The organism is Colwellia sp. 1_MG-2023 (assembly GCF_030546755.1).
In the GTDB taxonomy this organism is placed as follows: Bacteria; Pseudomonadota; Gammaproteobacteria; order Enterobacterales; family Alteromonadaceae; genus Thalassotalea_H.
Genome location: NZ_JAUOPE010000009.1, coordinates 96842 through 109875 on the forward strand (window position 1 = coordinate 96842; position 13034 = coordinate 109875).

Annotated in this window: 12 protein-coding genes; 4 read left to right on the forward strand and 8 right to left on the reverse strand. The window is 36.3% G+C overall.

The window, feature by feature from the left end; all coding sequences use genetic code 11:
* Positions 1-53: 53 nt before the first annotated feature.
* On the reverse strand, positions 54-2090 hold the full coding sequence (locus Q4493_RS11820; protein WP_303452845.1) for a winged helix-turn-helix domain-containing protein: 2037 nt from the start codon (positions 2088-2090) through the stop codon (positions 54-56).
* Between the two features lie 133 nt (positions 2091-2223).
* On the opposite strand from Q4493_RS11820, the gene Q4493_RS11825 reads away from it, so the two are divergent.
* The 3 genes from Q4493_RS11825 (at position 2224) to Q4493_RS11835 (ending at position 5232) form a co-directional block, all read left to right on the forward strand.
* Positions 2224-3036 (forward strand): hypothetical protein, encoded by an 813-nt coding sequence (locus Q4493_RS11825; protein WP_303452847.1) that lies wholly within the window; start codon positions 2224-2226, stop codon positions 3034-3036.
* A gap of 204 nt (positions 3037-3240) precedes the next feature.
* A complete protein-coding gene (locus tag Q4493_RS11830; protein WP_303452849.1) occupies positions 3241-4302 on the forward strand; it encodes an endonuclease/exonuclease/phosphatase family protein in 1062 nt (353 codons plus the stop codon).
* A 168-nt stretch (positions 4303-4470) separates the two neighbouring features.
* On the forward strand, positions 4471-5232 hold the full coding sequence (locus Q4493_RS11835; RefSeq protein ID WP_303452851.1) for an ABC transporter substrate-binding protein: 762 nt from the start codon (positions 4471-4473) through the stop codon (positions 5230-5232).
* 258 nt (positions 5233-5490) lie between these two features.
* On the opposite strand, the gene Q4493_RS11840 is transcribed toward Q4493_RS11835, so the two are convergent.
* Positions 5491-5826 (reverse strand): zinc ribbon domain-containing protein YjdM, encoded by a 336-nt coding sequence (locus Q4493_RS11840; protein WP_303452853.1) that lies wholly within the window; start codon positions 5824-5826, stop codon positions 5491-5493.
* A 164-nt stretch (positions 5827-5990) separates the two neighbouring features.
* Between Q4493_RS11840 and Q4493_RS11845 the strand changes: the two genes are divergently transcribed.
* Positions 5991-6611: a peptidylprolyl isomerase gene (locus Q4493_RS11845; RefSeq protein WP_303452855.1), complete on the forward strand. Its 621-nt coding sequence runs from the start codon at positions 5991-5993 to the stop codon at positions 6609-6611.
* A 181-nt stretch (positions 6612-6792) separates the two neighbouring features.
* On the opposite strand, the gene Q4493_RS11850 is transcribed toward Q4493_RS11845, so the two are convergent.
* The 6 genes from Q4493_RS11850 to accA all read right to left on the reverse strand — a co-directional run bounded on the left by Q4493_RS11850 (position 6793) and on the right by accA (position 13004).
* Positions 6793-7245, reverse strand: coding sequence for an N-acetyltransferase (locus Q4493_RS11850; protein WP_303452857.1), 453 nt, complete (start codon positions 7243-7245; stop codon positions 6793-6795).
* Between the two features lie 48 nt (positions 7246-7293).
* Positions 7294-8211 carry a DMT family transporter gene (locus Q4493_RS11855; RefSeq protein WP_303452859.1) on the reverse strand — a complete coding sequence of 306 codons (918 nt, stop codon included), beginning with the start codon at positions 8209-8211 and terminating at the stop codon, positions 7294-7296.
* A 388-nt stretch (positions 8212-8599) separates the two neighbouring features.
* Positions 8600-9169, reverse strand: coding sequence for an alkylphosphonate utilization protein (locus Q4493_RS11860; RefSeq protein ID WP_303452861.1), 570 nt, complete (start codon positions 9167-9169; stop codon positions 8600-8602).
* A gap of 172 nt (positions 9170-9341) precedes the next feature.
* On the reverse strand, positions 9342-10526 hold the full coding sequence (locus tag Q4493_RS11865) for a dicarboxylate/amino acid:cation symporter (protein WP_303452863.1): 1185 nt from the start codon (positions 10524-10526) through the stop codon (positions 9342-9344).
* Positions 10527-10589: 63 nt separating this feature from the next.
* On the reverse strand, positions 10590-11960 hold the full coding sequence (tilS, locus tag Q4493_RS11870) for a tRNA lysidine(34) synthetase TilS (RefSeq protein WP_303452865.1): 1371 nt from the start codon (positions 11958-11960) through the stop codon (positions 10590-10592).
* 87 nt (positions 11961-12047) lie between these two features.
* Complete coding sequence (gene accA / locus Q4493_RS11875) at positions 12048-13004, reverse strand: acetyl-CoA carboxylase carboxyl transferase subunit alpha (protein ID WP_303452867.1); 957 nt, start codon at positions 13002-13004, stop codon at positions 12048-12050.
* Positions 13005-13034: the final 30 nt, after the last annotated feature.

Genomic DNA, 13034 nt, shown 5'->3' on the forward strand with positions numbered 1-13034 from the left:
TAATGAAGGTTTCAACATAACTATTCACTTTCTATGGACGATATTTAATGTCTTCATTGTGACAATTGAAACTGCCAAATATTACTAGTGTTCACCTCTACTTTATCACAAGCAAATTCTTGGTGGTTAAATGACATATCACAGCTAAACGGTACTTTTTTATCAAAATTATGTACGGTTTCTTCTACTCTTAAGTTCACATCGAAGACACGATATTCCTTATTCAATAAATAATAAATCTTGTCATCTCTTAATTGCCAGTGACGCCAGCCAGAAATTGGTAAAGATTGAATAACCCGTGATTCTTGCTGAGTTTCTAAATTTATTTGAAATAAACCAGGTTGGGTAAATTTAGTGAAATAAACAAACTTATCATTGCCTTGTACACTATAGCCACCTTTGCTCGTTATTTGTTTGGTGTGAAAATCAACTAAACTTAATTGCCAGATATTCCACATATTATTGATTTCAGCACTAAACATAATGGTTTTGTTAACAAAAGCAACATGATGAATTTTATTAAATGAAACTGCTAGTTGTTGCCAAGTTTTCTCTGTCACAGAATAAAGATATAAGCCATTGTTCATGCTAACAATTAATTGCTGATCATTGGCTGACCATGACATTGCGCTAACATATTCAATCGTGTCATCAAATTCGAGTGCATAAGGCTCTTGCTCCTCTTGTTTGATGTAAATAGACAACTGACCATTTCTGTCGGATACAAAAGCGAAAATATTCGATTGATTACCAAACTTAGCGCGTTGGCTAATACCACTGCTTTGGGTTAACGCTTGAGGCGGCACATCATTTTTTGAATAGTTAAAGATATTTACCGTTGATTGACCACGTTCACTAAAAATATATCCACTTTCTTCATCCTGCATCAAACGACTAAAACGGTCACTTTTTTCTACTGATGTTAATGCGAGGTTTTCATGATCAAATCGATATAAACCGGTATTATTTGACACCAAAAATTGATTATCATCCTGCCAAATCAAACCATACACATTATTAATAAAAGGGTCATTGGCTCGTACTTTATTGCTGTTAAGATCAAGCAACTTCAGTTTGTCAGTGCCTTCCCCATCATACTCCACCACTGCTAAAGTCAAACTATCTTTAGAGAGTGCAAATACGTAATCGCCTAAATTATTGCCTAATTGAGTAGGATGAGTCAGTTGTGTTTTTCTTCCTGTATCTATTTGATAGGAATACACGGCATAAGGTTCAGAAATACTATTTCTAAATCGATATATTAAGCGGTTTTTTCGGTCATCATGTTCGATAGGGGTGAAGACGTTTTTTCCGCAATCAATCAGTTGACGAAACTGCTGACTGTTTTCATCAAACACAACAATTTCACAAGACCTTTCTTCAAGGTTATTCAATCGTGTAGCATAAATGCTGCCATCGTTCGCAACAATCACATCGGTATAATAAAAATTATCCTGAGTGAGTCGTTGCGCTGTCATATTCGCTTGTTGAAAATACACTTGAGCGTTAGTTAATTGCTCCGAGCGATGCAAGTAATACAACGTTTTAGTAGCACTTGCGTAGAATGGATTAAAGGCACTGCCCATGGTTGAAGTAACAGGTTGACGTTCAATAATTTTTACATGAGAAACCGTTTTAACACCATTAAAAGCAAAATAAAAAATTATCGCTAATATCAGGATAAAACTAAGCAGCCAATAGCTTTTGATGCTCGGCAATTGAACCCATTGTTTTATCTTGAGATCAGGGTATTCATTATTACTACCGTTATCAGAAGTGGCGATTAAACTTGGCTTTACGGTGAATCGATAGCCAACTTTACTGACGGTTTTTATCCATTGTGGCTTAGCGGGTTCATCTTCAATTAATTTTCTTAATTCTCCAACCGCTCTATTCACTGCCGCATCACTAACAATTCGTCCATGCCACACTTCGTTTACTAAAACATCTCGAGGAATAGCATCTAAGGGATGTTGGCAAAAAAAGATTAATAGTTCAAAAACACGCGGCTCACACTCTATTGCCTCACCGTGCTTTGTGACGATTATTTGTTCAGAGTCTACAACAATATTGCCAAAAGCAAAGTGCATTCAGTAACCTATTTGTTAATCATTATCATTTCATTATCTATTCATTGTCACCTCTTTATTGAGTTGAATCAATAAGCTGACAAACTAAAGCGCATAAAAACAAACTGGTTAAACTAACATCAAGGAATAAAAAATGCGTTTAATTATTTACACCTTATCCGTGCTTCTACTTTTGTCTGCCTGTTCAAGTGACTCAAAAAGCGCTAAAAATTCAACGGTAAAAAAAGATGAAACAGTGGTTGAAGTTGAGTTATCTTCGTCAAACTTACCTATACCTGATCATCGCTTTTCGAATCATTATCAAATTTTAATTTTTGGCAATAGTCATACTGCGGGGCTAGATCCACTGATAAAACTACTTATCAGCTCTGGTAATGAAAATCTAACCGTTGAGGTTGTTAATGCCGGTGGAGGCTTTCTTGATAATTCAAGCAGTAAGCAAAGAAGGTTAACACTCTTAGAAAGCCAACCATGGACACATGTTATTTTACAAGGTCAAAAATATTCACAATCTGGAGCATATGATTACTCAACCGCGGCAACTAAGGCGTGGATACATACGGCGAAGTCATTAAATATTACGCCAATTTTGTTTCCTGAACATCCTCAAAGAGGTAACTCAGAAGAAGGAAAACGTATTCATACACTTCATTCAAGCATTGCCGCCACACAAAAAGCCTGTGTAGCACCTGTAGGACTAACTTGGGATAAGGTGATAATGACTGAGCCAACCATTAGTTTGCATCATGACGATGGCAACCATGCCTCATTCACAGGAAGATTATTAACCGCATATATTTTCTATGAAGTGATCACCGGCCAACCGGCAGATTTGCTACCGTTACTTAATTCAACGAAGGTCGACGACGCAACTCAGCAATTTTTAAAGCAACTTGCTTCAGCAACCATTCAAGTCAATCTTCCTTGTAAATTTAAGGACGAATAAATCTCTTATCCATTTTTTCGTCATTTACTGTCACTAATTAGCTGTTGATAGCGAATAGTTAGAAACAATAAATGGCGATTAAATACGAAGATTCAGTCATTTTCTCATGAGATAATGTAGTGAAAAAGTTTAATTAAGGTATAGTTAAATTAACCATGATAAATAGCCATAGAAAAGAGTTAAAAAATTAATCCTCCTACCTCATTGTTAGTCCCCAAAATTAGTCACACTGAATTAAAAGTCGCGACTTTCAATTTATTTAATTACCTTGAACCGCCGAACGCTTACTATGAATTTGAGCGAATTTATAGCCTTGAACAATGGCAAAAAAAGCAACACTGGATAGTTAGCTATCTCAATAAATATCAACCAGACATTATTGGTTTTCAAGAAGTATTTAGTATTGAATCATTAAAAACATTAGTCAGAAAACAAGGTTATTGCCACTTTGCTGTGGTGGACGAACCGCAAATTGAAGGTGACTTTATTTATTCTAAACCTGTAGTCGCCATTGCCTCTAAATACCCAATCATTAAAACCATATCAGTAAAGGTGAATAGGGAATTAGCGGCTCTTATAGGTTTAACGGATCAATTTTCTTTCAGCCGCAACATATTAAGAGCGACTATTGATATTCCTCATTTAGGTCATACCGACTGCTATGTTGTTCATCTCAAATCTAAACGTTCGATGATCGAATTTGAAGAGAAAAGTGCAAAGCATTCACCAGAAAAAACCATCATTGAGTCTCTAAAAGCACAAATTGCCGGCAGTTGGGGTTCAACAATACAACGTGGTAGTGAAGCCACATTATTAATGATAGAAATGATCAGTCGTCGTGAACACTCAAACCATCCCATTATATTAATGGGCGATTTTAATAACACCTTAGACGATGGAGTATTAAGTCAATTATTAACGAATACTTTACGATTTGCTTCAACAACAGATATCGATAATTACCTAACAAAATATTGTTTAAATGATGCTTGGCAGTTAAGTCAAAATGTTGCACTCAATAATAGCCTTTCCCAAGATGAAATTAATGAAAAAGCACGTACCCCTACTCATTATTTTGCAGGTAAAGGCTCAGTGTTAGATTACATATTATTATCGTGTGAATTTGATGCCAGTTACCACGACAGTCTTTATCAAGTAAGTGACCATCACACTTATGATAAGCATTTGATCAACCCTATCTTTGACTACGATGGTGAAAGTACTGACCATGGCATTGTTTTAATCACGTTAACATTAAGGTCATAATGTTAACGTCTTAATGCTAACGCTTAAACCATATTAACACTTACTTAATTTCACTTTCAGTGCTACTGTTAAGGTAAAGGCGAAAAGGATTGAGTCAGACCTATTAGCCATTCCTGCTAATGATTTACTCTTCGAATATTACCAAATATCAACAAAGTAAGAGTGAATATGAAACTTAACATAAAGCAGTTTTTCATTAGCTTAGTGACTTTAGTGGTTATGAGTTTGTCACCTCTTAGCCATGCCAATCAACTCACTTTTGTTGCGGAAGATCTACCTCCTTTCCACTTTAAAGACCAAAATAATAAACCAACTGGCGCTTTGGTTGACATGATTGATGCCGTGATGCAGCATGCAAAACTCCCTTATAAAATTGAATTAATGCCATTTGCTCGTATTTATAATTCAACGATTAAGCAAGAAAATATAGTGATGCTTTCATTAATGAAAAGTGATGACAGAGCAGAAAAATTTAAATGGATAGGTAAAAGTTATAAAAGCCAAGCCTTTTTAGTTGGTTTAAAAAGTCGTGCCGATATAAATATAAAAAATCTCGAACAAGCAAAGCAATATGTAGTTGGCACTATTCGTGGTTATCATTCCGCTCAATACTTACAAGATGCGGGGTTTACTGTGAAAAAAAACCTGCACTTATCTGTAAACTATAAGCATATGTGGCGCATGCTATTTGAGAAACATATTGATTTTATTTTAACTAACTTTGTGGCTATTGAACGTGAAATGAACAGTGTTGGCTTTGATCAAAATAAAATTAAGCCGGTTATTGAATTAACGGATTTTCCCGGTGATTTATTTCTTGCCACCGGTTTATCTACACCCGACGATACCGTTATCAAACTTTCAAAAGCATTAGTTCACATTAAAGAAAACGGGACTTATGATAAAATAATGACTAAGTGGGGATTATAAAATAAATAACCTGAACTCGGTTTTAGAGATTCTTAATTCATTGAAATATATAACTTATATTTCTAGTTTATCTCTAGCTTGATAGTTTTTGCTCAATTCAAGGAAAATACACGCGTCAATAGCTAGTCTATTGCAAGTGTATTTAACGCTGAAGTTAGTAAAAATAGCTGCTAGAGAAGGATTTATTAAGCCGAGCTCGTGTTAAATAGCATTGCTGCTATGCCACTTGAACTTATAGCTAACTTAAAACGTTAACTTCTACGCCATTTTAACTTTATCTGCTTTTATCAGCATATCGCCATAACCTTCTACCTTGCAATCTAAAGGATGATCGCCCGCTAATAACCGCTTTATTGTGGCTTTACTGCCAATTTTAAGCACGATAGAACTTCCCTTTACTCTTAAATCTTTTACTAAGGTTAACTTATCGCCAACCGATAATTGATTTCCATGGATATCTTTCACAATTATTTCGTCTTCATCTGGCTCAGATGGATCCCATTCATAATGACATTCAGGACAAATTAAAAGAGATTGATCTTGATAAATATACTCTGAAGAGCAATTTGGGCAATTAGGCAAAGTTTCGCTCATGGTTCACGGTAAAAGGCTGATTTAACACTACTATTATTTTATCAAGGTAACGTCATTTTTGAAAAGTAAAAATGAGGACAATTAATTGGTTTTAACGTGTAACTTTTTCTTATTATCGTTAAAATAAATAAAATACTTCTGTCGATTTTACTTAAGGTACACCTGTGTTCAAAAATATATTATTTAGTATGGTTTTGGTTTTCATATTTTTTACAACAATGCCATTAAATGCCGCCAATACCAAAGGACAATATATTCAACCAGATAATTTATCACCAAAAGTGCGAATTGATACCTCTATGGGCAGCATAGTAATAGAGCTAGATAGATTAAGAGCAAAAATTACCGTAGATAACTTTTTAGGTTATGTGATCCGAGGCCAATATGACCAAACACTTATTCATCGCGTAGAAGAAGGTTATTTAATTCAAGGTGGCGGCTTTATGACAAACTACGCAGAAGTAGAACCGGATGAGCCCATCTTTAATGAATCAGGCAATGGATTAAAAAATAAGGAAGGCACCATTGCTATGGCAAAACAATTGAGTGACGCTCATTCTGCCACTAATCAATTCTTTATAAATTTAAACGACAACTCTAACTTAGATCCAGGAAATTCATGGGGTTATGCGGTATTCGGCGAAGTTATTGAAGGTTACGAAGTTTTAGAAGCCATATCTGCAGTAGAAGTGGGTTACAGCGAGCACTTAGGCTACCCGACAGTGCCTAAGAAAATGATCAAAATTTTAAGAGTAGTTGTACTTGAAGAAGAGGAAATTGATTGAGCATTTATTCGCTAGCTAAAGTTAATTGAATTTGCTTCATTTTATTTTCCTTTCTCCTGCTTCAATAGCTGATATTGGTAATTAAAGAGGTCTTATACGATCTTTAATACAATACGTCCGAAAATAAACATCAGGCATATTAATTCAAAAGTATCATCACATAATAGGATCGTTCAACTTTCTAATGTTTATCTATACTTGGCAGCCAGCGCATTTGATATTCTAATTGTGTTTCGTTCTCTATTTGAAATCCTTGTCGTTGATACAGTTTTAACGCTGGATTTGCCAAGAGCACATTTAAAGTAATAGCAAGATTTCTCTCTTGAGCTTTTTTCTTTAATAAAGATAAAACTCGCGTACCTATGCCACAATTATGAAACGCTGGCAGTATCTGAAATTGCCGTATATGTAACCTATCATCCAATAAGGCAAATTTTACTAGTCCTATCTGCTCATTATCTTTATAAATGATATGAGAATCAGTAAAAAACTCATCGATACGTTGAAAATGCTGTTCATCATTCAGCACAAGGCCAGCTTTTTCCAAGTGTTCTGTCATTGATGCTTTTCTTAGGACAAGCAAAAACGGCTTATCAATTTGACTCGCTCTTTTAAAAGAAATAGTTGTTTTCATAACAGCAGTTTTTCAAATAAATAATAGTAAATTATACCTTTCTCATCACTATAGACGAGCTTTGTTTTTTGAGAATTTGATCCGTTTTACCATAGTTGAACTGACTTTAGTGCTCCATTGAAAGCAACTCAAACCTGCTACAACGAAGGCGGCACCTATCACCAAGTTGAATGATACATGCTCATTGTTTAATAACGCACCCAGCGACAAAGCCAAAACAGGTGTGATCATAGTAATCAACGCAACTGTACTAGCCGTTAATTTTTGTAGTACGTAAAAATAGGCAATAAAGCCAATCAAAGAACCAAATACTCCTAAGTAAATAATGGCAAGAATCGAACGTAGATGCCATTGCTGATAATTTAACGAACCATCAAAAATTAACCAAACAATTAGAAATAAAGGTGTACAAAACAATAACGCTCCTATGGTCGTTGATAACGGATGAATGGTAATTGTAATACTTTTAACTAACACACCGCTTAAGCTAAAAAATAACACGGCAAAAAGCACCAAAATAATGCCAATATAGCCGTCTTGCGATAGCAACAAATTATCTATACATACGATGAACAACCCCGTTAAGGCAACCACTAAGGCTATTTTTTTCGTTAAAGTAAATTTAGGCTCATTGATTAATTTTTGTGCCAACACCCCTGATAAAATAGGGGCTAAGCCAAAAATGAGCGAAATCAAACCTGAAGAAATATATTGAGCGGCATAATACGAAAGTAACATGCCACCGAAAATACCAAGAGCAGAGAACAGATATAATTTAACGGCATCGCGATGCCACGGTAACTTAATACGATTAATTTTTAATAACACTAATCCTAATATTAACGCGATCAACATACGTAATAATACTGCTAACGTTGGATGAACGGATTCACTACTCCAAACAATCCCCAATGGTGTTGTCGACCAAATTAATACCACGGCAATATAGGCTGTGGAAACATTCATTGCATTCTCCTTGTTCTCATTGCTGAGTTAACGTAATACCAAGGTTAAAAACTTTGGTAAAAGTGCAATTGATACTGAAGTATTCGCCTAAAAAACAAAAACCGCAGTATACAAACTGCGGTTTTAAAATGTTTAACGTAATAGTTACACTTTAGCCCACAGTAAATTCCCACCAGCGCATGACATTATTCGTCATACCTTTTTGGCGACAATTGACTGAAATGAGGGTTAAAATATTGTTCATTTAAATTAATTCAATTTAGCTAAAATTTGTTTTATTTCAAAATTGAGCAAAGAAGTGAAGCTCAATACGTTATATTTTGATAATGACTGCCATCAAGTTTTAAGTCAATATTTATAAAGTGTTTTTCAAGTAAGTTTAGCTAATTTACGCTTTTTTCAAATAAGCAGCAACCAACACAATACGAGTACCATTTACTTTACCTTCAATATGCTCAGGGTTATCCGTTAAAGTAATACCACGTACTAAAGTGCCTTGTTTTGCCGTAAAGTTTGCGCCTTTTACTTTTAAGTCTTTAATCAGAGTTACATCATCACCGTCATTAAGCTCTGCACCATTACTATCGCGTGTTGGTCCTTCTCGCTCTGCTGCTGCAATCCCCTGCTCGGCCCAGGTTTTTACGTCATCTTCCATATAAATCATATCTAAGGCATCTTGCGCCCAACTTTCCGCAGAAAGTTTATGTAGCATGCGATATGACATTACTTGTACCGCAGGCTCTTGATTCCACATACTATCGTTTAAACAACGCCAATGATTGATATCTAATTCGCTTTTACCATCGATTTGGCTAATACAGTTTTCACACAAATATACACTTTGTTGAGCGCTCAAATCACTCGTAGGAGGTACAGGATACACAGATAAGTTATTGGTTGATGTGCAAAACTCACAACTACTATTACTACGATTTTTTAATGCTTGCTCAGTAGGCATAATAAGGCTCCTATAAAATTTGCCGCTATTATGCCTTTTATGATGATCTTCTGCGATCACTTTATAGCGTATACGGTAATTAAATATGCAAAATGCAATTTTTGTAAAATCAATAATAATAAAAAGGCCGCAAAAGCGACCTTATTCATTAGGGTGATATAGTTAATATAAGTTAACTGTTTATTTCTTTTGCAGGCTTTGTTACTTCCAGGCCGTCTTCACCGGCAAACTTATCAACCCATAATGCGATAGCGCCATCGCCAGTAACATTACAAGCAGTACCAAAACTATCTTGCGCTAAATAAAGAGCAATCATTAATGCTAAAGCAGCATCGGTAAAACCTAGCATGCTCCCTAATAATCCTAAAGCTGACATTACCGCTCCACCAGGTGCTCCAGGTGCGGCAATCATAGTAACGCCAAGCATTAAAATAAAGCCCATCATAGTAGCAATACTCGGAACAGATAATTCAGGCGTCATTAACATTACAGCGGTTGCACAGGTGATAATAGTAATCGTAGATCCACTTAAATGAATAGAGGCACATAAAGGCACAGTAAAGTTAGCAACGCCATCGCTAACATCATTAGACTTATTCGCTTTTAAAGAAACGGGAATCGTCGCAGCACTCGACATCGTTCCTAAAGCGGTAAAATAAGCTGGCATCATATTTTTCAATAATTTAACTGGTGATTTACCTGTTGCTGCGCCCGTGGCCACATATAAAACCGTGATCCAAACCCAATGCATAATAAGCGCTAATACCAATACTACGCCAAAAGTTTTTAGTGTACTAAACACGGTACCGTCTACTGTCATTTCGGCAAAAACACCGGCAATATAAAACGGTAACGCCGGAATAATCACTTTACTTAAAAGCATTTCGATAATGTCTTTTGCTTCATTTAAAGTGGTACGTAACGAGTTTGCATTGGTTGCACTGATACCGATACCAAATATAAAGGCGATGGCAAGTGCCGTCATTACATCAAATAAAGGTGTAATAGAAATATCAATAAAACCTTTTAGTTTTTCACCTTCTACCGCTTCCACAAGGTGTCCGGCAGTTAACCCCGGTAATACATTACTGGCAACGATAAATGCTAAGAATCCTGCAATTATCGTTGAACCATAAGCAAGACCGACCGTTTTTCCTAACAATGATCCCGAACCTTGTGGCAATGAAGCAATGCCGCTTGCGATATAAAACAAGATGATCAAAGGAATAGTGAATTTAATTAACTGACCAATGAGGTTTTGAATCGTAAAAGTAAATTGAACGAGCACATCTGGCGCGTATAAACCAATTAACATACCAGCAACAATACCAGCAATTAACTTTAAAACTAAATTCATAAAATCTCCGATTATTATAATAATTGTACGGTTATAGAGTAGGAACACTCTGATAGTTTCATTCTAACCTGACTCTTTCTGCCAGTGAACCATAATTTTCTGTTGATGTTTATTTTCACTAAATGGCTGACAAACAAAATAGCCCACCACGGCAGCTAATTCATTATTGATAAATAACAACGGAAGACGTTTGCGCTGCCAAGGCGGAATGGTTAATTCTTGTAGCACTTTTTTTAATGGTCGACTTTGTTGCCGATAATCAGGTAAGCACTTAGGATTGTCATGCTCAAAGGCAATTGACAAGGAATGAATTGTTTCAGGTAATGATAGGGTTAATGCCTTTTCTTGCTTTTCATTAATATGTTTTTCATTCGAAGTAACAAAAACACAGCCTAAATTGTCTGGCATTGTTATCACATAATCGCCATCAATAAGGGCGAGATCACAATCATATCGCCAATCTGTAACAGAGTGGTAATCTTGGGTTAAATACAGTTTATCTTGAAAGCGCCTTAACCAAATATCCCCCAACTTCACGGCAGGATTTTTATCTTTTCCTGCTTCAGTTAATTGTTGATAAAGTTGTAGCAATTGTTGCTGACTTGGCATTAAGGCTTGATGTTGTTGAATAAAATACCGAATTACCTGATTAAATCTAGCTTGTGATAACAATAATAACGCGGCAATCGATAACACGCGTTGCTCAACTAAACACTGAGTTAAATCTTGCGCGGCAACTTCATCTAGAATACGTTGCGCCTCTTGGCAGTGTTGTGCGCTTCGCGTCACAGTGTCATTAAAATTAGGCCAGCGTGCTTTTAACTGCGGCAATATCTCTTTGCGTAAAAAATTACGATCAAAACGAGTATCAGCATTGGATTCATCTTCAAGCCATGCTAACTGATGTTCTTGAGCATATTGAACAATGTTTTCTCTAGAAATTGGTAATAGCGGTCTTAATAGTTTCTGCTCTGAATTGGCAAGTTTCGATTCACTAGCCATCGCTGACAACCCTTTTAAACCAGAGCCTCGTTTTAAAGCGAGAAAAAAGGTTTCCACTTGATCGTCTTGATGATGTCCCGTCACAATCACGGCATTATTTGGGCTCAAGTCAGCTAAGGCTTGATAACGTTCATCCCGTGCTTGGGCTTCTAAGCTTGTTCGTGGTTTGTCAATAATATTGACGTTTATGGTTTTGAAATCAATTTTGAATAACTGACATTGCTGTTTCGCGAATTGCTGCCAAAGCTCTGCCGACTGACTTAAGCCATGGTTCACGTGAATAGCTATGACCTTTTGTTTCAGCACATTATTTTGTTTTAACTGAGCAACGGCGTGTAACAATACTTGCGAGTCAACACCACCGCTATAGGCGATAACTATAGGAGCATCAGGGTATTGATTAAAAAAGGCTGTCAGTGTAGATAAAATCATAACGTTGCAGGTCAAGTAACCATTCGAGAAGATGTTGCTAATCGAACATTTGCTTGACCTACATTTAAACGGTTAATAATGCAAAAATTAACAATAGCCAAACGACATTAAACGTTCATAACGTTTTTCAATTAATTCGTCTTTTGATAAACCTTCAAGCTCCGATAAGTCTTTTTTGATCGCTTGCTTTAAAAAGGCTGCCATTTCATCCATATCACGATGAGCGCCACCTAACGGTTCTTCAACGATATTGTTAATAAGATCTAACTCTTTAATACGAGCAGCAGTAATACCCATCGCTTCAGCAGCAGTTGATGCTTTTTCAGCTGTTTTCCATAAAATGGATGCACAACCTTCAGGAGAAATAACCGAATAAGTCGAGTATTGTAGCATATTCACGCGATCACCTACGCCAATGGCTAAGGCACCACCAGAACCACCTTCACCAATGACCGTACAAATAATCGGTACATTCAAACGCGCCATCACTTTTAAATTAGTCGCGATCGCTTCACTTTGACCACGCTCTTCTGCTCCAATACCTGGATATGCACCTGGCGTGTCAATAAAGGTAATGATTGGCATATTAAAACGTTCGGCCATTTCCATTAAACGAAGCGCTTTACGATAACCTTCAGGGCGAGGCATACCAAAATTACGTTTTACTTTTTCAGACGTAGAACGACCTTTTTGATGACCAATAACCATGACCGGTTTGCCATCTAATCGCGCTGTACCACCAATAATGGCATTATCATTTGCATAAGCACGATCACCACATAATTCGTCAAAGTCGGTAAAAATTCGCGGTAAATAATCAAGTGTATAAGGACGCTGAGGATGACGAGCCACGCGCGCTGTTTGCCACGGATCTAAACTCGCAAAGATTTTTTGTGTTTGAATTTTATTTTTTTCACGTAATTGCGTAATTTGTTCTTCAAGATCAAGGTTTAACTCCTGACCATTGTTCACCAATTGCAATTCTTCAATTTTGGCTTCAAGTTCCGCAATTGGTTGCTCAAAGTCTAAAAAATTTAATGACATATGTTTTACTTACCTATGTTCTGTTGTACT